The following is a 24,374-nucleotide window of genomic DNA, read 5'->3' as shown; positions in this document are numbered from 1 at the left end:
GAAGGACCTCACTAATGGGTGTCGCCATCGAGGTAAACGGGCTGACCAAGTCTTTCGGATCGGCCCGGATCTGGGAAGACGTCTCCATGACCATTCCCGAGGGCGAGGTCAGCGTGCTGCTGGGGCCATCCGGTACCGGCAAGTCGGTTTTCCTGAAGTCGCTGATCGGGCTGCTGCGGCCCGAGCGCGGCTCGATCGTCATCGACGGCACCGACATCCTGGAGTGCTCGGCCAAGGAGCTCTACGAGATCCGCACGCTGTTCGGGGTGCTGTTCCAGGACGGCGCGCTGTTCGGGTCGATGAACATCTACGACAACACCGCCTTCCCGTTGCGGGAGCACACCAAGAAGTCCGAGAAGGAAATCCGTGACATCGTCATGGAGAAGCTCGAGATGGTCGGTATGCCCAACGACGGCTACAAGTTCCCGGGTGAGATCTCCGGCGGTATGCGCAAGCGTGCCGGCCTGGCCCGCGCGCTGGTCCTCGACCCCCAGATCATCCTCTGCGACGAGCCGGACTCCGGCCTGGACCCGGTCCGCACGGCCTACCTGAGCCAGCTGCTGATCGACATCAACGCCCAGATCGACGCCACCATCCTGATCGTCACGCACAACATCAACATCGCCCGCACCGTGCCGGACAACATGGGCATGCTGTTCCGCAAGCAGTTGGTGATGTTCGGTCCGCGCGAGGTGCTGCTGACCTCCGACGAGCCGGTGGTGCGCCAGTTCCTCAACGGCCGGCGTATCGGCCCCATCGGCATGTCCGAGGAGAAGGACCAGGCGACCGCGGCGGCCGAAGAGGCCATGCTGGCCGCCGGCCAGAGCGACGGCGGCGTCGAAGAGGTCTTCGGGGTCCCGCCGCAGCTCAGCGCGACCCCCGGCCTGCCGGAGCGCAAGGCCGTGGCTCGGCGCAAGGCGCGGGTGCGGGAGATCCTGCACACCCTGCCCCCCAACGCCCAGGCGGCGATCCGCGACGAGCTCGAGGGCACCCACAAGTACGCGGTGCACGAGTTCCCGGAAGCCGACGAAGCGCCCACCGCATCGCTGCCGACCACCCCGGGCTGACATCTGGCTGCCGGCCGCCCCGTGTCAGCTCTTGACGGACGGACGTAAACGGTCCAATCTGGTCACCAGCGTTTGTGCTCCGGGCTCCGGCGGAGGCCAGCCAGCACCGATAGGGCCCCGGGACGCGGCAGTTGAGGAATGCGCGAGCCTGCGCTATTGTTGGACGTTGCGCTGGCTTCCTCCTGCCCACCCTTACCCGCGCCCGACCCCGCAGTACCAGCCTGAGTCGCATTCGTCGGCTCGTTTCAGGTTTGTGACGTCGTGGTTCGGCTGTGCGTGAGACCGGACAGAGCGTTCGCCAGCCGAACCAACGGTCGATATTCGCAGCGAACGGGGTCTGGTGAGAGCCGGGACCCGCTGGCCGCATTAGGTGCTGGAAGGATGCATCTTGGCAGTCTCCCGCCAGAGCAAGAAGAACGCTTCAGGTACTACCACCCAAAATTCCCCCAACAGTTCCGTGCCCGGGGCCCCCAACCGGATCTCCTTCGCCAAGCTGCGCGAACCGCTCGAGGTTCCGGGTCTGCTCGACGTGCAGACTGACTCGTTCCAGTGGCTGATCGGGGCGCCGGAGTGGCGGGAGAAGGTCGCCAAGCTGACCGGCACCACGCCCAAGGGTGGCCTCGAAGACGTGCTCGAGGAGCTGTCGCCGATCGAGGACTTCTCCGGCTCGATGTCGCTGTCGTTCTCCGACCCGCGGTTCGACGAAGTCAAGGCGCCGGTCGAGGAGTGCCGCGACAAGGACATGACCTACGCCGCGCCGCTGTTCGTCACCGCCGAGTTCATCAACAACAACACCGGTGAGATCAAGAGCCAGACGGTGTTCATGGGTGACTTCCCGATGATGACCGAGAAGGGCACCTTCATCATCAACGGCACCGAGCGTGTCGTCGTCTCCCAGCTGGTGCGCTCGCCGGGCGTGTACTTCGACGCCAGCATCGACAAGTCCACCGAGAAGACGCTGCACTCGGTCAAGGTGATCCCGGGCCGCGGTGCCTGGCTGGAGTTCGACGTCGACAAGCGCGACCTGGTCGGCGTCCGGATCGACCGCAAGCGCCGCCAGCCGGTGACCGTGCTGCTCAAGGCGCTGGGCTGGACCAGCGAGGCGATCCGGGAGCGGTTCGGCTTCTCCGAGATCATGATGTCGACGCTGGAGAAGGACAACGCCGCCAACTCTGACGAGGCGCTGCTGGACATCTACCGCAAGCTGCGCCCGGGCGAGCCGCCCACCAAGGAGTCCGCGCAGACCCTGCTGGAGAACCTGTTCTTCAAGGAGAAGCGCTACGACCTGGCCCGGGTGGGGCGCTACAAGATCAACAAGAAGCTGGGCCTGCCGGCCGCGCCCGCCGACGTCGAGTCGGCGCCGACCACGCTGACCGAAGAGGACATCGTGGCCACCATCGAGTACCTGGTGCGGTTGCACCAGGCCGCGCAGGACGGCCAGCCCGGCACCATGACGGTGCCCGGCGGCGTCGAGGTGCCCGTCGAGGTCGACGACATCGACCACTTCGGCAACCGGCGGCTGCGCACCGTGGGTGAGCTGATCCAGAACCAGATCCGGGTCGGGCTGTCGCGGATGGAGCGCGTGGTCCGGGAGCGGATGACCACCCAGGACGTCGAGGCCATCACGCCGCAGACCCTGATCAACATCCGCCCGGTGGTCGCCGCGATCAAGGAGTTCTTCGGCACCAGCCAGCTCTCCCAGTTCATGGACCAGAACAACCCGCTGTCGGGTCTGACCCACAAGCGCCGCCTGTCGGCGCTGGGGCCGGGTGGTCTGTCCCGTGAGCGGGCCGGCCTGGAAGTGCGTGACGTGCACCCGAGCCACTACGGCCGGATGTGTCCGATCGAGACACCGGAAGGCCCGAACATCGGTCTGATCGGGTCGCTGTCGGTGTACGCGCGGGTCAACCCGTTCGGCTTCATCGAGACCCCCTACCGCAAGGTGGTCGACGGTGTTGTCACCGACGAGATCCACTACCTGACCGCCGACGAGGAGGACCGCCACGTCGTGGCGCAGGCCAACTCGCCGCTGGAGGACGACGGCCGCTTCACCGAGGACCGGGTCCTGGTGCGCCGCAAGGGCGGCGAGGTCGAATACGTGTCGTCGGCCGAGGTCGACTACATGGACGTCTCGCCGCGCCAGATGGTGTCGGTGGCCACGGCCATGATCCCGTTCCTGGAGCACGACGACGCCAACCGGGCCCTGATGGGCGCCAACATGCAGCGTCAGGCGGTGCCGCTGGTGCGCAGCGAAGCGCCGCTGGTCGGCACCGGTATGGAGCTGCGCGCCGCGATCGACGCCGGTGACGTGATCGTCGCCGACAAGACCGGCGTCATCGAGGAGGTCTCCGCCGACTACGTCACGGTGATGGCCGATGACGGCACCCGGCAGACCTACCGGATGCGCAAGTTCAACCGGTCCAACCACGGCACCTGCGCCAACCAGCGTCCGATCGTCGACGCCGGCCAGCGGGTGGAGGCCGGCCAGGTCATCGCGGACGGCCCGTGCACCGACAACGGCGAGATGGCCCTGGGCAAGAACCTGCTCGTGGCGATCATGCCGTGGGAGGGGCACAACTACGAGGACGCGATCATCCTGTCCAACAGGCTGGTCGAGGAGGACACGCTGACCTCGATCCACATCGAGGAGCACGAGATCGACGCCCGCGACACCAAGCTGGGCGCCGAGGAGATCACCCGGGACATCCCGAACGTCTCCGATGAGGTGCTGGCCGACCTCGACGAGCGCGGCATCGTCCGCATCGGCGCCGAGGTCCGCGACGGCGACATCCTGGTCGGCAAGGTCACGCCCAAGGGTGAGACCGAGCTGACCCCCGAGGAGCGGCTGCTGCGCGCCATCTTCGGTGAGAAGGCCCGGGAAGTCCGGGACACCTCGCTGAAGGTGCCGCACGGCGAGTCCGGCAAGGTCATCGGTATCCGGGTGTTCTCCCGCGAGGACGACGACGAGCTGCCCGCCGGGGTCAACGAGCTGGTGCGTGTCTACGTCGCGCAGAAGCGCAAGATCTCCGACGGCGACAAGCTGGCCGGCCGCCACGGCAACAAGGGCGTCATCGGCAAGATCCTGCCGGCCGAGGACATGCCGTTCCTGCCGGACGGCACCCCGGTCGACATCATCTTGAACACCCACGGTGTGCCGCGACGGATGAACATCGGTCAGATCCTGGAGACCCACCTGGGCTGGATCGCCAAGACCGGCTGGAACATCGATGTGGCGGCCGGGGTGCCGGACTGGGCCGACAAGCTCCCCGAGGAGCTGTACTCGGCCGGGCCGGACACCCGCACCGCGACCCCGGTGTTCGACGGCGCCCAGGAGGCCGAGCTGCAGGGCCTGCTGTCGTCGACGCTGCCCAACCGCGACGGCGAGGTCATGGTCAACGGCGACGGCAAGGCGATGCTGTTCGACGGCCGCTCCGGTGAGCCGTTCCCCTACCCGGTGACCGTCGGCTACATGTACATCATGAAGCTGCACCACCTGGTGGACGACAAGATCCACGCCCGCTCCACCGGCCCGTACTCGATGATCACCCAGCAGCCGCTGGGCGGTAAGGCGCAGTTCGGTGGCCAGCGTTTCGGTGAGATGGAGTGCTGGGCCATGCAGGCCTACGGTGCGGCGTACACGCTGCAGGAGTTGCTGACCATCAAGTCCGACGACACCGTCGGCCGCGTCAAGGTCTACGAAGCGATCGTCAAGGGCGAGAACATCCCCGAGCCGGGTATTCCGGAGTCGTTCAAGGTGTTGCTCAAAGAGCTGCAGTCGCTGTGCCTCAACGTCGAGGTGCTGGCGAAGGACGGCGCGGCGATCGAATTGCGCGAAGGCGAGGACGAGGACCTGGAGCGGGCAGCCGCCAACTTGGGAATCAACCTGTCCCGCAACGAATCCGCTTCGGTGGAAGACCTCGCTTAGTTATTGGCTACTAAACCCGCAAGGGGAAAGGGAGTTACGTGCTAGACGTCAACTTCTTCGATGAGCTCCGCATCGGCCTGGCGACCGCGGAGGACATCCGGCAATGGTCCTACGGTGAGGTCAAGAAGCCGGAAACGATCAACTACCGCACGCTCAAGCCGGAGAAGGACGGCCTGTTCTGCGAGAAGATCTTCGGACCGACTCGCGACTGGGAGTGCTACTGCGGCAAGTACAAGCGCGTGCGCTTCAAGGGCATCATCTGTGAGCGCTGTGGCGTTGAGGTGACCCGTGCCAAGGTGCGTCGTGAGCGGATGGGCCACATCGAACTGGCCGCCCCGGTCACCCACATCTGGTACTTCAAGGGCGTGCCGTCCCGGTTGGGCTACCTGCTGGACCTGGCGCCCAAGGACCTCGAGAAGATCATCTACTTCGCGGCCTACGTCATCACCAGCGTCGACACCGAGATGCGCCACAACGAGCTGTCCACCCTGGAAGCCGAGATGGTCGTCGAGAAAAAGGCCGTCGAGGACCAGCGGGACGCCGACCTGGAGGCGCGCGCCCAGAAGCTGGAGGCCGACCTGGCCGAACTGGAGGCCGAAGGCGCGAAAGCCGATGTGCGGCGCAAGGTCCGCGATGGTGGCGAGCGCGAGATGCGCCAGATCCGGGACCGCGCCCAGCGTGAGCTGGACCGGCTCGACAACATCTGGGACACCTTCGTCAAGCTGGCGCCCAAGCAGCTGATCGTCGACGAGACCGTCTACCGCGAGCTGGTGGACCGCTACGGCGAGTACTTCACCGGTGCGATGGGTGCCGAGTCGATCCAGAAGCTGATCGAGAACTTCGACATCGACGCCGAGGCCGAGTCGCTGCGCGACACCATCAAGAACGGCAAGGGGCAGAAGAAGCTTCGCGCCCTGAAGCGTTTGAAGGTGGTTGCGGCGTTCCAGCAGTCGGGCAACTCGCCGATGGGCATGGTGCTCGACGCGGTGCCGGTGATCCCGCCGGAGCTGCGCCCGATGGTGCAGCTCGACGGTGGCCGGTTCGCCACGTCCGACCTCAACGACCTGTACCGCCGGGTCATCAACCGCAACAACCGGTTGAAGCGACTGATCGACCTCGGCGCGCCCGAGATCATCGTCAACAACGAGAAGCGGATGCTGCAGGAGTCCGTCGACGCGCTGTTCGACAACGGCCGACGCGGCCGGCCGGTCACCGGCCCGGGCAACCGCCCGCTGAAGTCGCTTTCCGATCTGCTCAAGGGCAAGCAGGGCCGGTTCCGGCAGAACCTGCTCGGTAAGCGTGTCGACTACTCGGGCCGTTCGGTCATCGTGGTCGGTCCGCAGCTCAAGCTGCACCAGTGCGGTCTGCCCAAGCTGATGGCACTGGAGCTGTTCAAGCCGTTCGTGATGAAGCGGTTGGTCGACCTCAACCACGCGCAGAACATCAAGAGTGCCAAGCGGATGGTGGAGCGGCAGCGTCCCCAGGTGTGGGACGTCCTCGAAGAGGTCATCGCCGAGCACCCGGTGCTGCTCAACCGTGCACCCACGCTGCACCGCCTGGGTATCCAGGCCTTCGAGCCGCAGCTGGTGGAGGGCAAGGCCATTCAGCTGCACCCGCTGGTGTGTGAGGCCTTCAACGCCGACTTCGACGGCGACCAGATGGCCGTGCACCTGCCGCTGAGCGCCGAGGCGCAGGCCGAGGCACGCATCCTGATGCTGTCGTCCAACAACATCCTGTCGCCGGCCTCGGGCCGTCCGCTGGCCATGCCGCGACTGGACATGGTGACCGGGCTGTACTACCTGACCACCGAGATCGAAGGTGACACAGGCGAATACACCCCGGCCGCCAAGGACCGTCCGGAGACCGGCGTGTACTCCTCGCCGGCCGAGGCGATCATGGCCGTCGATCGCGGTGCGCTTTCCGTGCGGGCCAAGATCAAGGTGCGCCTGGACCAGCTGCGGCCACCGGCCGAGGTGGAGGCCGAGCTGTTCGGCGCCAACGGCTGGCGCCCGGGCGACGCCTGGATGGCCGAGACCACGCTGGGCCGGGTGATGTTCAACGAGCTGCTGCCGACCGGGTATCCGTTCGTCAACAAGCAGATGCACAAGAAGGTTCAGGCCGTCATCATCAACGACCTGGCCGAGCGCTACCCGATGATCGTGGTCGCCCAGACCGTGGACAAGCTCAAGGACGCGGGCTTCTACTGGGCCACCCGGTCGGGGGTCACCGTCTCGATGGCCGACGTGCTGGTGCCGCCGCGCAAGAAGGAGATCCTCGACTCCTACGAGGAGCGGGCCGACAAGGTCGAAAAGCAGTTCCAGCGCGGTGCTCTCAACCACGACGAGCGCAACGAGGCGCTGGTGGAGATCTGGAAGGAAGCCACCGAGGAAGTGGGTCAGGCGCTGCGTGACCACTACCCGGCCGACAACCCGATCATCACCATCGTCGACTCCGGTGCGACGGGTAACTTCACCCAGACCCGGACGCTGGCCGGCATGAAGGGTCTGGTGACCAACCCCAAGGGTGAGTTCATCCCGCGGCCGATCAAGTCCTCCTTCCGCGAGGGCCTGACGGTGCTGGAGTACTTCATCAACACCCACGGCGCCCGAAAGGGCTTGGCGGACACCGCATTGCGTACCGCCGACTCGGGTTACCTGACCCGTCGTCTGGTGGACGTCTCGCAGGACGTGATCGTGCGCGAGCACGACTGCGGCACCGAGCGCGGCATCATCGTCGAGCTGGCCGAGACCCAGCCGGACGGATCGCTGATCCGCGACCCGTTCATCGAGACCTCGGCGTACGCCCGCACGTTGGCGGTCGACGCGGTTGACGACAAGGGCAACGTCGTCATCGAGCGGGGCCACGACCTGGGTGACCCGTCGATCGAGGCGCTGCTGGCCGCCGGCATCTCGCAGGTGAAGGTGCGCTCGGTGCTGACCTGTGCCACCGGAACCGGGGTGTGTGCGACCTGCTACGGCCGGTCGATGGCCACCGGCAAGCTGGTCGACATCGGCGAGGCTGTCGGCATCGTCGCGGCCCAGTCCATCGGTGAGCCGGGTACCCAGCTGACCATGCGCACCTTCCACCAGGGTGGTGTCGGTGAGGACATCACCGGCGGTCTGCCGCGCGTGCAGGAGCTGTTCGAGGCCCGCATCCCGCGCGGCAAGGCGCCGATCGCCGACGTCGCCGGACGGGTGCAGCTCGAAGAGGGCGACAAGTTCTACAAGATCACGATCGTGCCGGACGACGGCGGCGAGGAAGTGGTCTACGACAAGTTGCCCAAGCGTCAGCGGCTGCGGGTGTTCAAGCACGAGGACGGCTCCGAGCGGCTGCTGTCCGACGGCGACCACGTCGAGGTCGGCCAGCAGCTCATGGAGGGCTCGGCCGACCCGCACGAGGTGCTGCGCGTGCAGGGTCCCCGCGAGGTGCAGATCCACCTGGTCAAGGAGGTCCAGCAGGTCTACCGGGCCCAGGGCGTGTCGATCCACGACAAGCACATCGAGGTGATCGTCCGGCAGATGCTGCGCCGGGTGACCATCATCGACTCGGGCGCCACGGAGTTCCTGCCCGGTTCGCTGACCGAGCGGGCCGAGTTCGAGACCGAGAACCGTCGGGTGGTGGCCGAGGGCGGCGAGCCCGCGGCCGGGCGTCCGGTGCTGATGGGTATCACCAAGGCGTCGCTGGCCACCGACTCGTGGCTTTCCGCGGCGTCGTTCCAGGAGACCACGCGCGTGCTGACCGATGCGGCGATCAACTGCCGCAGCGACAAGCTGCAGGGTCTGAAGGAGAACGTGATCATCGGCAAGCTGATCCCGGCCGGCACCGGCATCAACCGGTACCGCAACATCGCGGTGCAGCCGACCGAGGAGGCCCGGGCCGCTGCGTACACGATCCCGTCCTACGAGGATCAGTACTACAGCCCGGACTTCGGCGCGGCCACCGGTGCCGCGGTGCCGCTGGACGACTACGGCTACAGCGACTACCGCTAGATCAACGACGAGAAAGCCCCGGGTGCGCCCGGGGCTTTTCTCATGCCTCCTGCCGAATCGGAATCTGGCGACGGATTCACGGCGTGTCCTGTCGCCAGATTCCGATTCGGCGAACGACGAGCACCTGCACTCGGGTTGCGGTGCCCGCGCCCAGCAGGTTGCATCGTGGGCATGGGGGACGAGGTCAACCGCACCGACTACAGTCGCACCCAACGTCAGCTCTACCGGCGCAAGATCCAACAGTGCCTCGACGTTTTCGAGACGATGCTGGCGCAGTCCAGCTTCGACTGCGACCAGCCGCTGACCGGCATGGAGATCGAAGCCAACCTGATCGGCGCCGACTACCGGCCGGTGATGGCCAATGCCAACGTGCTCGCCGCGATCGATGACCCGGCCTACCAGCGCGAGCTGGGCGCCTACAACATCGAACTCAACGTCGCGCCCCGGCCGCTGCCCGGACGCCTGGGGCTGGAGCTGGAGGCCGACGTGCGCGCCAGCCTCAATGCCGCCGAGGCCAAAGCCCACGCCGACGGGGCCCGCATCGTGATGATCGGCATTCTGCCCACCCTGATGCCCGAGCACCTGACGGGTGACTGGATGAGCGACTCGGCCAGGTATGCGGCGCTCAACGATTCGATCTTCGCCGCACGAGGCGAAGACCTCGCCATCGACATCGACGGCCCCGAACCGCTCGCCCTGCACGCGGCGACCATCGCACCGGAATCGGCGTGCACCAGCATGCAGCTGCACCTGCAGGTCTCGCCGGCCCAATTCGCCGACCACTGGAACGCCGCCCAGGTGCTGGCCGGACCCCAGCTGGCGCTCGGCGCCAACTCGCCGTACTTCTTCGGTCACCGGCTGTGGGCGGAGACCCGGGTCGAGTTGTTCGCGCAATCCACCGACACCCGCCCCGACGAGCTGAAGAACCAGGGCGTGCGGCCCCGGGTGTGGTTCGGCGAGCGGTGGATCACCTCGATCTTCGACCTGTTCGAGGAGAACGTGCGCTACTTCCCGTCGCTGCTGCCGGAGATCTCCGAGGAGGATCCGGCCGCCGAGCTGGCGCAAGGCCGCACACCGCAGCTGGCCGAGCTGCGCCTGCACAACGGGACGGTGTACCGGTGGAATCGGCCGGTTTATGACGTGGTGGACGGACGGCCGCATCTGCGGGTGGAGAACCGGGTGTTGCCGTCGGGACCGACGGTCGCCGACATGCTGGCCAACGCGGTCTTCTACTACGGCCTGCTGCGGCGGATGGCCCGGGAACGACGCCCGCTGTGGACCCAGATGAGTTTTGCCGTCGCGCATCACAACTTTCGCGCGGCCGCTCGCCACGGCATGGATGCCCGGCTGTACTGGCCGGAGCTGGGCGAGGTCAGTGTCGCCGAGCTGACCCGGCGCGAGCTGCTCCCGATGGCCCGCCAAGGCCTCGACGAGTGGGGGGTGGCGGCCGAGGTGTCCGACCGGTTTCTCGGCATCATCGAGGGCCGGGTCGCCTCGGGTCGCAACGGTGCCACCTGGCAGGTGTCGACGGTCCAGGCGTTGCAGGCGCAGGGCATGACCCGCCCGGACGCGCTGGCGGAGATGCTGCGCCGCTACTGCGCGCAGATGCACACCAACCAACCGGTGCACACCTGGGAGGAGTTTGACCCTCCGGCTCCTCCCTCGCCGGCATCGTCGCCGAACTAAGCCGACTGTCCGGCTCCTCAGTCGGCTCCTCCCTCGCCGGCATCGTCGCCGAACTAAGCTGACCGCCGTGTTGATCGGTTCCCATGTGCGCCCTGCTGATCCGTTGGCGGCCGCGGAGGCGGACGGCGCCGATACGGTGCAGATCTTCCTCGGCAACCCGCAGAGCTGGAAGCCGCCCAAACCGCGGGAGGACGCCGAGCGCCTGCGGCAGGCCGCGCTGCCCATCTACGTCCACGCGCCGTACCTGATCAACGTGGCCTCGCCCAACAACCGGGTGCGCATCCCCTCGCGCACGGTGTTGCAGCAGACCTGCGATGCCGCCGCCGACATCGGCGCTGCCGCGGTGATCGTGCACGGCGGACACGTCACCGCCGACGACGACGATCCCGAGGCTGGGTTCGTCCGGTGGCGCAAGGCGCTGGACCAGCTGGAGACCACCGTCCCGGTGTACCTGGAGAACACCGCTGGAGGCGAGCACGCGATGGCGCGGCGCTTCGACACCATCGCCAAGCTCTGGGACCACATCGGCGACACCGGGGTCGGGTTCTGCCTGGACACCTGCCACACCTGGGCGGCCGGGGAGTCCCTGCCCGACGCCGTGGAACGGATCAAGGGCATCACCGGCCGCATCGACCTGGTGCACTGCAACGACTCCAAGGACGCCGCCGGCTCCGGCCGGGACCGCCACGCCAACTTCGGGACCGGCCAGATCGATCCTGACCTGCTGGTCGCCGTGGTCAAGGCCGCCGGCGCCCCGGTCATCTGCGAGACCGCCGACGAGGGCCGCAAGGCCGACATCGCCTTCCTGAAGGAGCGCGTCGGCTGACCTGCCGCCGGGACCCACGTCCCAGACTGATCGTTGTAACACCCGCTTTTAATCATCCGTTTGGACTGATTTCCCATGAAACAGATGACAAGCGGTTGGCGGTGTGCTATCAATTTGCTATGACTCCGCCAGTAAAGACGGCTTGCGCGTGCCAACTGGCGGGAACAGTCCTGATGACGAAGCGGCACCGTGGCGGTGCGGCAGGAATGAGCAGCCCATAGCGCGGCGCCCCATAGACGCGGCGGTCACGGCCTGGAACCTCCCGACCTCGGGCCGTGACCGCCGTTTTATTTGCCGGCCATAACTGTAGTTACATCTATTGTGCGTGCGTCGAAATACTGTAATACTGCGCTATGGCCGACACGCATATCGTCACCAACCAGGTCCCTCCGTTGGAGGGCTACAACCCGGCCTCATCGCCGGTTCTCATCGAAGCACTGATCCGCGAGGGCGGTCAGTGGGGCGTCGACGAGGTTACTGAGCTCGGCGCCATCTCCGGCTCGCGACAGACCCAGCGCTGGGGTGCCCTGGCCGACCGTAACCGGCCCGTGCTGCACACCCACGACGTCGTCGGCAACCGCATCGACGAGGTGGAGTACGACCCCGCCTACCACGAGCTGATGCGCACCGCGATCGCGCACGGCCTGCACGCCGCGCCCTGGGCCGACCCGCGGCCGGGCGCCCATGTGGTACGTGCCGCCCAGACCGGGGTGTGGACCGCCGAGCCCGGCCACATGTGTCCGATCTCGATGACCTACGCGATCGTCCCGGCGCTGCGGTACAACGCCGAACTGGCCAAAACCTACGAGCCGCTGTTGACCAGCCGGGTATATGACCCGGTGCTCAAGGTGCCCGCCACCAAGGCCGGCATCACCGCGGGCATGTCGATGACCGAGAAGCAGGGCGGCTCGGATGTGCGCGCCGGCACCACCGCCGCGGTGCCCAACGATGACGGCAGCTACACCCTGACCGGGCACAAGTGGTTCACCTCCGCGCCGATGTGTGACGTGTTCCTGGTGCTCGCCCAGGCGCCGGGCGGTCTGAGCTGCTTCTTCCTGCCCCGGGTGTTGCCGGACGGCACCCGCAACCGGATGCGGCTGCAACGGCTCAAGGACAAGCTCGGCAACCACGCCAACGCCTCCAGCGAGATCGAGTACGACGGCGCCACTGCCTGGCTGGTGGGGGAAGAGGGCCGCGGCGTCTCGGTCATCATCGAGATGGTCAACCTCACCCGGCTGGACTGCGCCCTGGGCAGTGCCACCAGCATGCGGATGGGGCTGGCCCGCGCCATCTATCACGCTCAGCACCGAAAGGCCTTCGGCGCCTACCTGATTGATCAGCCGTTGATGCGCAACGTGCTGGCAGACCTGGCGGTGGAGGCCGAGGCCGCCACCATGGTCACCATGCGGATGGCCGGCGCCACCGACAAGGCGGTCGGGGGTGACGACCGGGAGGGGCTGCTGCGCCGGATCGGCTTGGCGGCCACCAAGTACTGGGTGTGCAAGCGTGCCACCCCGCACGCCGCCGAGGCGATGGAATGCCTGGGTGGCAACGGCTACATCGAGGACTCGTTGATGCCGCGGCTGTACCGGGAGGCGCCGCTGATGGGCATCTGGGAGGGTTCGGGCAACGTCAGCGCCCTGGACACGCTGCGGGCGCTGGCCACCCAGCCCGAATCGGTGGCGGTGCTCTTCGACGAGCTGGCGGGCAGTGCCGGGCAGGACCCCCGGCTGGACGCTCACGTCGACGCCCTCAAAGCGCAGCTGGGCGACCTCTCCGACATTGATGGCGCCCAGTACCGGGCCCGCAAGATCGCCGAGGACATCTGCCTGGCGCTGCAGGGCGCGCTGCTGGTCCGGCACGGTCACCCCGCTGTCGCCGAGGCGTTCTTGGCGACCCGGTTCGCCGGGCAGTGGGGCGGCGCGTTCGGCACCCTGCCGGCCGGCCTGGATCTCAGCCCGATCCTCGAACGCGCCCTGGTCAAGGGCTGACCCGGCGTGCGGCACCACATCGCCCCGGTCGAGTTCGACAACCTGCGGACGATGACCTACGAGGTCACCGACCGCATCGCCCGGATCACCTTTAACCGCCCGGAGAAGGGCAACGCCATCACCGCCGACACGCCACTGGAACTGTCGGCCCTGGTGGAGCGCGCCGACCTGGACCCGAACGTGCACGTGATCCTGGTGTCGGGCCGCGGCGAGGGATTCTGCGCCGGGTTCGACCTGGGTGCTTATGCGGAGGGATCGTCGTCGGCGGGCGGTGAGAACTACCGGGGCAGCGTGCTCGACGGCAAGGTCCAGGCCACCAATCATCGCCCGGACCAGCCCTGGGATCCGATGATCGACTACCAGATGATGAGCCGGTTCGTCCGGGGCTTCGCCTCGCTGATGCACGCCGACAAACCGACCGTGGTCAAGATCCACGGCTACTGTGTGGCCGGCGGCACCGACATCGCCTTGCACGCCGACCAGGTGATCGCCGCCTCCGACGCCAAGATCGGCTACCCGCCGATGCGGGTGTGGGGCGTGCCGGCGGCCGGGCTGTGGGCGCACCGGCTCGGCGACCAGCGCGCCAAACGCCTTCTGCTGACCGGGGATTGCATCACCGGCGCCCAAGCCGCCGAATGGGGCCTGGCGATCGAGGCGCCCGATCCGGCCGATCTCGATGAGCGCACCGAACGACTGGTAGGCCGCATCGCGGCCATGCCGGTCAACCAGCTGATCATGGCCAAGCTGGCGCTCAACACCGCACTGCTGCAACAGGGGGTGGCGACGAGCCGGATGGTCAGCACCGTCTTCGACGGGGTGGCGCGGCACACCCCGGAGGGTCACGCGTTCGTCGCCGACGCGGTGGCGCACGGCTTCCGCGACGCGGTGCGACACCGCGACGAGCCGTTCGGGGACTACGGCCGACAGGCTTCCGGGGTCTAAGCGATGACCGAGGCACCAGTTCGTATGACGGCCCGCTCGGTGGTGCTATCGGTGCTGCTGGGCGCGCATCCCGCCTCGGCTACGTCGGCTGAATTGCTCAGGCTCACAGCGGGTTTCGGCATCAAGGAAACCGCTATGCGGGTGGCGCTGACCCGGCTGGTCGCGGCCGGGGATCTGGTCCGCTCCGCGCAGGGCTACGGACTCTCCGAACGACTGCTGGAACGTCAGCGCCGGCAGGACGAGGCGCTGAATCCGCGCACCCGCCCCTGGGGCGGCGACTGGATCGCCGTGGTGATCACCAGCGTCGGCTGCGACGCCCGGACCCGGGCAGCGTTGCGGTCCGGGCTCACCGAGCGGCGATTCGCCGAACTGCGCGAAGGGTTTTGGATGCGGCCGGACAACATCGATGTTGATCTGGGTGCTGGTCTGTCCCCCTACATCCGGCTGCTCACCGCGCGGGACGAACACCCGGCCGACCTCGCCGGCAAGCTGTGGGACCTGACCGGGTGGGCCGCCACCGGCAACGGATTGCTGGCCGAGATGGCGCAGGCCCCCGAGGTGCCCGATCGCTTCATCGTCGCCGCGGCCATGGTGCGCCACCTGCGCCGCGACCCGGTGCTGCCGGCCGAACTGCTGCCACCGGACTGGCCGGGGGAGCGGATCCGCAGTCGCTACGCGGAGTTCGTCGACGAAGTGGCGGAACGGCGCGATGCGGCCCAAACGGTGGAGGTGCGATCATGACGGACGCGGTGCGGGTGGAGCGCAACGGTGCGGTCACCACGGTGATCCTGAACCGGCCGGAGGCGCGCAACGCCGTCGACGGGCCGACCGCGGCCGCGCTGTATCAGGCCTTCGCCGACTTCGACCGCGACGACACCGCGTCGGTGGCGGTGCTGTGGGGGGATCACGGAACCTTCTGTGCCGGAGCCGATCTCAAAGCATTCGGCACCGAGAAAGCCAACCAGACCCACCGCAGCGGACCGGGGCCGATGGGCCCGACCCGGATGACGCTGTCCAAGCCGGTGATCGCCGCGGTGAGCGGCTATGCGGTGGCCGGCGGCCTGGAGCTGGCGCTGTGGTGCGACATGCGAGTCGCCGAGGCCGACGCCGTGTTCGGGGTGTTCTGCCGGCGCTGGGGGGTGCCGCTCATCGACGGTGGCACGGTGCGGCTGCCCCGGCTGATCGGCCACAGCCGCGCCATGGACCTGATCCTCACCGGCCGGGCGGTGGACGCCGACGAGGCGCACGCGATCGGATTGGCCAACCGCGTGGTGCCCAAGGGGCAGGCCCGCGCCGCGGCCGAGCAATTGGCCGGTGAGCTCGCCGAGCTGCCGCAGGGCTGCCTGCGCTCGGATCGGCTGTCGGCGCTGCGGCAGTGGGGGATGACGGAAGCCCACGCCATGGATCAGGAGTTCGCCAGTTTGTCGCGGGTGGCCGACGAGGCGGTACACGGGGCGGGCCGGTTCGCCGGCGGCGCCGGCCGGCACGGCGCAAAAGCCTGACGTCGGCCCCGCCTGACGCCCCGGATCAGCGCTTGCCGGCGATGGTGTTGCCCGACCCGCGATCGTCCACCGTCGGCTCGCCGCCGCGGTAGGTGACGGAGTTGTTGAGCCCGGTGACCGTCAAGGACTTCTCGACGCGCTCGACGGTGATCCGGTTGTCGGCCCCGGCGACGTTCACCGCCTCGCAGCGGCCCCGCACCGTCAACTTGTTGTTGGATCCGGCCACGAGAAGCGACTTACCGTCGGCGCAGTCCACCGCCGACGTCGTCCCGACCGAGCCGTAGTCGATCAGGTTGGGATCCGCGCTCGCCGGCAGGCGCCGGACCGGGGGCACCTCCGGCGAACCGGCGCAGCCGGTCAGCCCGCACAGCAGTGTCGTGATCGCGACGCCGACGACCAGAGGTGCTCGCCGGGTCACGCCGGTACGCGGGCGAGCCGGTTGGTCATGCCCAGCTCACGTCCGCGGTCGAACAGCAGCGGGTCGCCGTTGTGGTAGTAGACGGTCTGGTCGTAGCCGTAGACGGTGACGTCGTTGACGATGGTCTCCGCGATGACGGTGTTCTGCGAGCCCTGCATGGTCACCGCCCAGCAGTCCCCGAACGCGTGCACGGTGAGGTTGACCCCGTTGACGAACAGGGTGCCGCCGTTGCAGTCCAGGGTGCGGGTTTCGTGCACCCCGTAGATGTGGATGTCGCCGGGCACGGCGTGTGCGCTCGCGGCGCTACCCAGCGAACCGCCGGCGAAACACAGCAGCGCAGCACCCAGCGCGGTCCATCTCATCTCCCGTGCCCCTCTCGCCGGATGCGATTTCGGCAAAGCTTACGACGCGTCGGCTCGGCCGTACGCGGGTTCCCCCGGTTACCCGTGGATTAGAGTTCTTTGCTGATCTCACATCCGTCTCATCGGTCCGGCACGCACTGTTACGAAGGGCAACCGTCATGTCAGCTCGACCAGACCTGCCGGCGGCGGGCGGTCGCTCGCGTGGCAACGGCAAATCGGGGGCACGCCCGGTCAAGCTGAGTCGGGAGGTCATCGTCAACGCCGCGCTGAACTTCTTGGACCGCGAGGGCTGGGATGCGCTGACCATCAATGCGCTGGCCACCCAGCTCGGCACCAAGGGCCCGTCGCTGTACAACCACGTGCACAGCCTGGGTGACCTGCGCCGCGCGATGCGGATGCGGGTGATCGACGACATCCTCGAGATGCTGACCCAGGTCGGCCAGGGCCGGGCCCGCGACGACGCGGTGCTGGTGATGGCCGGCGCCTACCGCAGCTACGCCCACCATCACCCGGGCCGCTATTCGGCGTTCACCCGGATGCCGCTGGGGGGTGAGGACCCGGAGTACACCGCCGCGGCCACCCGTGCCGCCGCCCCGGTGATCGAGGTGCTGTCGTCCTACGGGCTCGACGGTGAGCGGGCGTTTCACGCGGCGTTGGAGTTCTGGGCGGCGATGCACGGTTTCGTGCTGCTGGAGATGACCGGGGTGATGGACGACGTCGACACCGACGCGATCTTCTCGGACATGGTGCGCCGGCTGGCTTCGGCGATGGAGAGCCGCACCGAGTAGCTGCGGCAGAGGCCGAAGCGGCCGGGGCGACGCGCTTTGACCTGCCGGAGTCCAGCCGGGTATTGTGGTAGCTCGTGCCTGGCCACCGAGGCGCGTTTGGTGACATAACGCGCGCGCCTGGCCCAATTCGCATGTCCATTATGCAGCGGAGCGATCCGAGGCCGGCGCATGCGACACGCCCGACCGCGGGGTAGCGGTAGGGCACAGACTGACATGTTTTACAGAGTTTGAACAGCGATACAGGAAGCCGGTAGATGCCAACCATTCAGCAGCTGGTCCGCAAGGGTCGCCGCGACAAGATCGGCAAAGTCAAGACTGCGGCCCTCAAGGGCAGCCCGCAGCGTCGCGGCGTGTGCACCCGCGTGTACACCACCACCCCGAAGAAGCCGAACTCGGCGCTTCGCAAGGTGGCCCGCGTCAAGCTGACCAGCCAGGTCGAGGTGACCGCCTACATCCCGGGCGAGGGCCACAACCTGCAGGAGCACTCGATGGTGCTGGTGCGTGGTGGCCGGGTGAAGGACCTGCCGGGTGTGCGCTACAAGATCATCCGCGGCTCGCTGGACACCCAGGGGGTCAAGAACCGCAAGCAGGCCCGCAGTCGCTACGGCGCCAAGAAGGAGAAGAGCTGATGCCGCGCAAGGGTCCCGCTCCCAAGCGTCCGCTGGTTTCCGACCCGGTCTACGGGTCGCAGCTGGTCACCCAGCTGGTCAACAAGGTGTTGCTGGCCGGCAAGAAGTCGCTGGCCGAGCGCATCGTCTACGGCGCGCTGGAGCAGGCACGCGACAAGACCGGCACCGACCCGGTCGTGACGCTCAAGCGCGCACTGGACAACGTCAAGCCGGCTCTGGAGGTGCGCAGCCGCCGCGTCGGTGGTGCCACTTACCAGGTTCCGGTCGAGGTGCGGGCCGAGCGCTCCACCACGCTGGCGCTGCGCTGGCTGGTGAGCTTCTCGCGGCAGCGCCGGGAGAAGACCATGATCGAGCGGCTGGCCAACGAGATCCTCGACGCCAGCAACGGGCTGGGTGCCTCGGTGAAGCGCCGGGAAGACACCCACAAGATGGCCGAGGCGAACCGGGCCTTCGCGCACTACCGCTGGTGATCCTGCGGGTGTAGCCGCCGGTCCCGGCGACAACAAGCAATTGAAGTAATCGACAGAGTGGGAAGACTGCTGTGGCACAGGACGTGCTGACCGACCTGAACAAGGTCCGCAACATCGGCATCATGGCGCACATCGATGCCGGTAAGACGACGACGACCGAGCGGATCCTGTACTACACCGGCGTCAACTACAAGATCGGTGAGACGCACGACGGCGCCTCGACCACCGACTGGATGGAGCAGGAGCAGGAGCGCGGCATCACCATCACCTCCGCCGCGGTGACCTGCTTCTGGAACAAGAACCAGATCAACATCATCGACACCCCGGGTCACGTCGACTTCACCGTCGAGGTGGAGCGGTCCCTGCGGGTCCTCGATGGCGCTGTCGCCGTGTTCGACGGCAAGGAGGGCGTCGAGCCGCAGTCCGAGCAGGTGTGGCGGCAGGCCGACAAGTACGACGTGCCGCGGATCTGCTTCGTCAACAAGATGGACAAGCTGGGCGCGGACTTCTACTTCACCGTGCGCACCATCGAGGAACGCCTCGGCGCGCGTCCGCTGGTTATCCAGCTGCCGATCGGCGCGGAGAACGACTTCGAGGGCATCGTCGACCTGGTCGAGATGAACGCCAAGGTGTGGCGCGGCGAGACCAAGCTCGGTGAAACCTACGACACCGTCGAGATCCCGGCCGATCTGGCCGACAAGGCCGAGGAGTACCGGACCGCGCTGCTGGAGGCCGTCGCCGAGACCGACGAGGCGCTGCTGGAGAAGTACCTCGGTGGCGAGGAGCTCTCGGTCGAGGAGATCAAGGCCGGCATCCGCAAGCTGACGGTGGCCTCCGAGCTGTACCCGGTGCTGTGCGGCAGCGCGTTCAAGAACAAGGGTGTCCAGCCGATGCTGGACGCGGTGATCGACTACCTTCCGTCGCCGCTGGACGTGGAGTCGGTGCAGGGCCACGTGCCGGGCAAGGAAGACGAGGTCATCAGCCGCAAGCCCAGCGTCGACGAGCCGTTCTCGGCGCTGGCGTTCAAGATCGCGGTGCACCCGTTCTTCGGCAAGCTGACCTACGTGCGGGTCTACTCCGGCAAGGTGGAGTCCGGCGCCCAGGTGATCAACTCGACCAAGGGCAAGAAGGAGCGGCTGGGCAAGCTGTTCCAGATGCACTCCAACAAGGAGAACCCGGTCGAATCGGTCTCTGCCGGCCACATCTACGCGGTGATCGGCCTCAAGGACACCACCACCGGTGACACGCTGTGCGACCCCAACCACCAGATCGTGCTGGAGTCGATGACGTTCCCGGCGCCGGTCATCGAGGTGGCGATCGAGCCCAAGACCAAGAGCGACCAGGAAAAGCTCAGCATCGCGATCCAGAAGCTGGCGGAAGAGGACCCGACCTTCAAGGTGCACCAGGACTCCGAGACCGGTCAGACCGTGATCGGCGGCATGGGCGAGCTGCACCTGGACATCCTGGTGGACCGGATGCGCCGCGAGTTCAAGGTCGAGGCCAACGTCGGCAAGCCGCAGGTGGCCTACAAGGAGACCATCCGCCGCAAGGTGGAGAAGGTCGAGTACACCCACAAGAAGCAGACGGGTGGCTCGGGCCAGTTCGCGAAGGTCATCATCGACGTCGAGCCGTTCACCGGCGAGGACGGCGCAACCTACGAGTTCGAGAACAAGGTCACCGGTGGCCGCATCCCCCGCGAGTACATCCCCGCGGTGGACGCCGGTGCCCAGGACGCCATGCAGTACGGTGTGCTGGCCGGTTACCCGCTGGTCAACCTGAAGGTCACCCTGCTCGACGGTCAGTACCACGACGTCGACTCCTCTGAGATGGCCTTCAAGGTGGCCGGCTCGCAGGCGCTGAAGAAGGCTGCCGCAGCGGCGCAGCCGGTGATCCTGGAACCGATCATGGCCGTCGAGGTCACCACGCCCGAGGACTACATGGGCGATGTGATCGGCGACCTGAACTCCCGCCGTGGCCAGATCCAGGCCATGGAGGAGCGCAGCGGTGCGCGTGTCGTCAAGGCGCAGGTTCCGCTGTCGGAGATGTTCGGCTACGTCGGAGACCTCCGGTCGAAGACCCAGGGCCGGGCGAACTACTCCATGGTGTTCGACTCCTACGCCGAAGTGCCGGCGCAGGTGGCGAAGGAGATTATCGCCAAGGCGACGGGCGAATAAGCACCACCCGCCCGTGCCGCTACGGTGGCACAAACTAAAAAAGATCAACCCTGCTGTAACCCAGCACCAACAAGTCCAGGAGGACAAGAAGTGGCGAAGGCGAAGTTCGAGCGGACGAAGCCGCACGTCAACATCGGGACCATCGGTCACGTTGACCACGGCAAGACCACGCTGACCGCAGCTATCACCAAGGTTCTGCACGACAAGTACCCGGACCTGAACGAGTCGCGTGCGTTCGACCAGATCGACAACGCTCCCGAGGAGCGGCAGCGCGGTATCACGATCAACATCTCCCACGTGGAGTACCAGACCGAGAAGCGGCACTACGCCCACGTCGACGCGCCGGGCCACGCTGACTACATCAAGAACATGATCACCGGTGCTGCCCAGATGGACGGCGCGATCCTGGTGGTCGCGGCCACCGACGGCCCGATGCCGCAGACCCGCGAGCACGTGCTGCTGGCCCGTCAGGTCGGCGTGCCCTACATCCTGGTGGCGCTGAACAAGTCGGACATGGTCGACGACGAGGAGCTCCTCGAGCTCGTCGAGATGGAGGTCCGCGAGCTGCTGGCCGCCCAGGAGTTCGACGAGGAGGCCCCGGTGGTCCGGGTGTCGGCTCTGAAGGCGCTCGAGGGCGACGAGAAGTGGGTCAAGTCCGTCGAGGAGCTCATGGAGGCCGTCGACGAGTCCATCCCGGACCCGGTGCGTGACACCGACAAGCCGTTCCTGATGCCGGTTGAGGACGTCTTCACCATCACCGGTCGTGGCACCGTGGTCACCGGTCGTGTGGAGCGCGGTGTGATCAACGTGAACGAGGAAGTCGAGATCGTCGGCATCCGCAACGAGGTCACCAAGACCACCGTGACCGGTGTGGAGATGTTCCGCAAGCTGCTGGACCAGGGCCAGGCCGGTGACAACGTCGGTCTGCTGATCCGCGGTATCAAGCGTGAGGACGTCGAGCGTGGCCAGGTTGTGGTCAAGCCCGGCACCACCACCCCGCACACCGAGTTCGAGGGCCAGGCCTACATCCTGTCCAAGGACGAGGGCGGCCGCCACACGCCGTTCTTCACCAACTACCGCCCGCAGTTCTACTTCCGCACCACCGACGTGACCGGTGTGGTGACGCTGCCGGAGGGCACCGAGATGGTGATGCCCGGTGACAACACCGAGATGAGCGTGAAGCTGATCCAGCCCGTCGCCATGGACGAGGGTCTGCGGTTCGCCATCCGCGAGGGTGGCCGCACCGTCGGCGCCGGCCGGGTCACCAAGATCATCAAGTAACACCTTCTCTGCGCGAGCAGACCCGAAGGCCCCCTTTCCCGGTGTGGAAAGGGGGCTTTTGGATCTGCGGGGTGGGCACCGGTGACCAGCGCTAATGTGACGCCCATGTTGTGGCGTTATGTGAAGGCCCAGGCCATGGTGCTGGGCTTCGGCGGCCTGGTCGGACCGATCTTCCTGGTCGTCTATTTCGCGACGGGCCAGCTGGCGGACCTGAAATGGATGTTCTACACCGGGCTGCTGGTCACGTTCTGCGACGTCCTGGCCGCGTTGTGGATGACCGACTACGGCGCGAAATCGGCGGCCAAGAACGAATTTCTGGAACAGCACGGCGTGCTGGCCCTGGCGCAGGTGACCGGCATCCAGGAGACCGGCACCCGGATCAACGACCAGCCCCTGGTCAAACTCGACCTGCATATCGAGGGCACGGGCCTGACGCCGTTCGACACCCAGGACCGGGTGATCGCCTCGGTGACCCGGATGCCGCTGATCTCCGGGCGCAAACTGGCCGTCCTGGTCGACCCGGCCACCAACAGCTACCAAATCGACTGGCAGCGCAGTGCGCTGCTGAGCGGCACGGTGCCCGCCCAGTTCACCCTGGCCGAGGAGAACCGGACCTACGACCTGACCGGCCAGGACGGCCCGCTGATGGAGATCTTCCAGATCCTGCGGGCCAACGGCGTCCCGGTGCAGGGCACGATCGACATCCGGTCCAATCCGGTGGTGCGCCAACAGGTGGCCGCGGTGGTCCGGCGGGCCGCCGAGCAGCGTGCCGGCGTGCCGGCTCCTGAGGTCCCGGAGCCGCGGTCGGCCGGGGAGCGGTTGCAGGAATTGGACGCCTTGCGCAAACAGGGGGTGGTGACCGACGCGGAGTACGCCCAGAAACGTCAGCAGATCATCGCGGACCTGTGAAGGTCCCCCGGCAATAGAACACGTTCCAGTTCCAGCTGCTAGCCTCGTCGCGTGAGCGAGAACCAGAACCACAACTTGGCGGGCAAGGTGGCGTTGGTCACCGGTGCGGCGCGCGGCCAGGGCCGGGCCCACGCGATCCGATTGGCGGCCGCGGGCGTCGACATCATCGCCGCCGACATCTGCGCTCCGGCGTCGGAGGCCATCACCTACCCGGCGGCCACACCCGACGATCTGGCCGAGATGGTCCGCGGCGTCGAGTCCCACGGCCGCAAGGTGCTGGCCCGCGCCGTCGACGTCCGCGATGACGCCGCGCTGCGTGCCCTGGTCTCCGACGGGGTGGAGCAGTTCGGCCGCCTGGACGTGCTGGTGGCCAACGCCGGGGTGCTGAGCTGGGGCCGGCTCTGGGAGCTGACCGACGAACAGTGGAACACCGTCATCGACGTCAACCTGACCGGCACCTGGCGCACCATCCGGGCGGCGGTGCCGGCGATGATCGAGGCCGGCAACGGCGGCTCGATCGTGATCGTCAGCTCCTCGGCCGGGTTGAAAGCCACCCCGGGCAACGGTCACTATGCGGCATCCAAGCACGCCCTGGTGGCCCTGACCAACACCCTGGCGCTGGAGGTCGGCGAGCACGGCATCCGGGTCAACTCCATTCACCCGTACTCTGTGGACACCCCGATGATCGAGCCGCAGGTGATGGCCAAGATCTTCGGGGAGCACCCCGATTTCCTGCACGCCTTCCCGCCGATGCCGTTGCGCCCCAACGGTTTCATGACGTCCGAAGAAGTCGCCGAGGTGGTTGTCTGGCTCGCCGGCGACGGCTCCGGCGTCCTGACGGGTGTGCAGATCCCGGTCGACAAGGGCGCTTTGAAATACTGAGCGCTCTGCTGGGATCACAACGAGGGGAAGCGACGTGCCCGAACACGGGCCCAAACAGGGAGTAGTCATCGTCGGCGGCGGCCTCGCGGCGGTGCGGACCGCCGAGGAACTGCGCCGCGAGGAGTACGCCGGGCCGATCACCATCGTCTCCGACGAGACCCGCCTGCCCTATGACCGGCCGCCGCTGACCAAGGACGTGTTGCGCGGCGAACGCGACGACACCACCTTGGAGCCGCCGGAGTTCTACGCCTCGCGCGACATCGACCTGCGGCTGGGCTGCGGCGCCCGCGGCGTCGACACCGCAGCGCAGACGGTGGCCCTCGCCGACGGCACCGTGCTGCCCTACGACCAGCTCGTCATCGCCACCGGGCTGGTGCCGCGGCGCATCCCCAGCCTCGGCGAGCTCAACGGCATCCGGGTGGTCCGATCGTTCGACGACAGTCTGGTGCTGCGCGGCGACGCCGCGGCCGCCCGCCGTGCGGTGGTGATCGGTGCCGGCTTCATCGGCTGCGAAGCGGCGGCCAGCCTGCGCA

Annotated in this window: 19 protein-coding genes; 17 read left to right on the top strand and 2 right to left on the bottom strand. The window is 67.3% G+C overall.

Annotation, left to right across the window (positions count from 1 at the left end):
- Positions 1–14: 14 nt before the first annotated feature.
- The 9 genes from A5694_RS01140 to A5694_RS01100 all read left to right on the top strand — a co-directional run bounded on the left by A5694_RS01140 (position 15) and on the right by A5694_RS01100 (position 15,928).
- A complete protein-coding gene (locus A5694_RS01140; protein ID WP_064920020.1) occupies positions 15–1,067 on the top strand; it encodes an ABC transporter ATP-binding protein in 1,053 nt (350 codons plus the stop codon).
- 370 nt (positions 1,068–1,437) lie between these two features.
- Positions 1,438–4,992: a DNA-directed RNA polymerase subunit beta gene (locus A5694_RS01135; RefSeq protein WP_109535553.1), complete on the top strand. Its 3,555-nt coding sequence runs from the start codon at positions 1,438–1,440 to the stop codon at positions 4,990–4,992.
- Positions 4,993–5,030: 38 nt separating this feature from the next.
- The gene (locus tag A5694_RS01130) at positions 5,031–8,981 is read left to right on the top strand and encodes a DNA-directed RNA polymerase subunit beta' (protein ID WP_064920018.1); all 3,951 of its coding nucleotides are present in this window, start codon (positions 5,031–5,033) and stop codon (positions 8,979–8,981) included.
- A gap of 171 nt (positions 8,982–9,152) precedes the next feature.
- On the top strand, positions 9,153–10,667 hold the full coding sequence (locus A5694_RS01125; RefSeq protein WP_064920017.1) for a hypothetical protein: 1,515 nt from the start codon (positions 9,153–9,155) through the stop codon (positions 10,665–10,667).
- 67 nt (positions 10,668–10,734) lie between these two features.
- Positions 10,735–11,493, top strand: coding sequence for a deoxyribonuclease IV (locus A5694_RS01120; protein ID WP_064920016.1), 759 nt, complete (start codon positions 10,735–10,737; stop codon positions 11,491–11,493).
- A gap of 353 nt (positions 11,494–11,846) precedes the next feature.
- A complete protein-coding gene (locus tag A5694_RS01115) occupies positions 11,847–13,484 on the top strand; it encodes an acyl-CoA dehydrogenase family protein (protein WP_064920015.1) in 1,638 nt (545 codons plus the stop codon).
- A gap of 6 nt (positions 13,485–13,490) precedes the next feature.
- Positions 13,491–14,426, top strand: a complete 936-nt coding sequence (locus A5694_RS01110) for a crotonase/enoyl-CoA hydratase family protein (protein ID WP_064920014.1) — start codon at positions 13,491–13,493, stop codon at positions 14,424–14,426.
- A 3-nt stretch (positions 14,427–14,429) separates the two neighbouring features.
- Positions 14,430–15,167 carry a PaaX family transcriptional regulator C-terminal domain-containing protein gene (locus tag A5694_RS01105; protein WP_234786454.1) on the top strand — a complete coding sequence of 246 codons (738 nt, stop codon included), beginning with the start codon at positions 14,430–14,432 and terminating at the stop codon, positions 15,165–15,167.
- Positions 15,164–15,928, top strand: coding sequence for a crotonase/enoyl-CoA hydratase family protein (locus A5694_RS01100; protein WP_064920012.1), 765 nt, complete (start codon positions 15,164–15,166; stop codon positions 15,926–15,928). Before A5694_RS01105 ends, A5694_RS01100 begins: the two co-directional genes overlap by 4 nt.
- A gap of 25 nt (positions 15,929–15,953) precedes the next feature.
- Here the strand turns inward: A5694_RS01100 and A5694_RS01095 are convergent, their stop codons facing one another.
- Positions 15,954–16,346: a DUF3060 domain-containing protein gene (locus tag A5694_RS01095; protein WP_064920011.1), complete on the bottom strand. Its 393-nt coding sequence runs from the start codon at positions 16,344–16,346 to the stop codon at positions 15,954–15,956.
- Positions 16,343–16,708 carry a DUF3060 domain-containing protein gene (locus tag A5694_RS01090; RefSeq protein ID WP_064920010.1) on the bottom strand — a complete coding sequence of 122 codons (366 nt, stop codon included), beginning with the start codon at positions 16,706–16,708 and terminating at the stop codon, positions 16,343–16,345. The genes A5694_RS01095 and A5694_RS01090 overlap by 4 nt, the downstream gene beginning before the upstream one ends.
- Before the next feature lie 158 nt (positions 16,709–16,866).
- Here A5694_RS01090 and A5694_RS01085 point away from each other — a divergent pair, with 158 nt between their 5' ends.
- From A5694_RS01085 to A5694_RS01050, 8 genes are all read left to right on the top strand, one after another.
- Complete coding sequence (locus A5694_RS01085) at positions 16,867–17,496, top strand: TetR/AcrR family transcriptional regulator (RefSeq protein ID WP_064920009.1); 630 nt, start codon at positions 16,867–16,869, stop codon at positions 17,494–17,496.
- 254 nt (positions 17,497–17,750) lie between these two features.
- Positions 17,751–18,125: a 30S ribosomal protein S12 gene (gene rpsL, locus A5694_RS01080; RefSeq protein ID WP_003879423.1), complete on the top strand. Its 375-nt coding sequence runs from the start codon at positions 17,751–17,753 to the stop codon at positions 18,123–18,125.
- Positions 18,125–18,595, top strand: coding sequence for a 30S ribosomal protein S7 (gene rpsG, locus A5694_RS01075; RefSeq protein WP_019738494.1), 471 nt, complete (start codon positions 18,125–18,127; stop codon positions 18,593–18,595). Before rpsL ends, rpsG begins: the two co-directional genes overlap by 1 nt.
- A 71-nt stretch (positions 18,596–18,666) precedes the next feature.
- Complete coding sequence (fusA, locus tag A5694_RS01070; RefSeq protein ID WP_064920008.1) at positions 18,667–20,769, top strand: elongation factor G; 2,103 nt, start codon at positions 18,667–18,669, stop codon at positions 20,767–20,769.
- A gap of 90 nt (positions 20,770–20,859) precedes the next feature.
- Positions 20,860–22,050 (top strand): elongation factor Tu, encoded by a 1,191-nt coding sequence (gene tuf / locus A5694_RS01065; protein WP_064920007.1) that lies wholly within the window; start codon positions 20,860–20,862, stop codon positions 22,048–22,050.
- A 105-nt stretch (positions 22,051–22,155) separates the two neighbouring features.
- A complete protein-coding gene (locus tag A5694_RS01060; RefSeq protein WP_064920006.1) occupies positions 22,156–22,959 on the top strand; it encodes an SHOCT domain-containing protein in 804 nt (267 codons plus the stop codon).
- A gap of 51 nt (positions 22,960–23,010) precedes the next feature.
- Positions 23,011–23,841, top strand: a complete 831-nt coding sequence (locus tag A5694_RS01055) for a mycofactocin-coupled SDR family oxidoreductase (RefSeq protein WP_082952450.1) — start codon at positions 23,011–23,013, stop codon at positions 23,839–23,841.
- Between the two features lie 34 nt (positions 23,842–23,875).
- On the top strand, positions 23,876–24,374 hold a 499-nt coding region (locus tag A5694_RS01050), incomplete at its 3' end, for an FAD-dependent oxidoreductase (protein WP_165605177.1).

This window comes from Mycolicibacter sinensis (assembly GCF_001667945.1).
Taxonomy (GTDB): domain Bacteria; phylum Actinomycetota; class Actinomycetes; order Mycobacteriales; family Mycobacteriaceae; genus Mycobacterium; species Mycobacterium sinense_B.
Note: the sequence above shows the minus strand (reverse complement) of the source record. Positions and strands in the feature narration are given on the sequence as shown.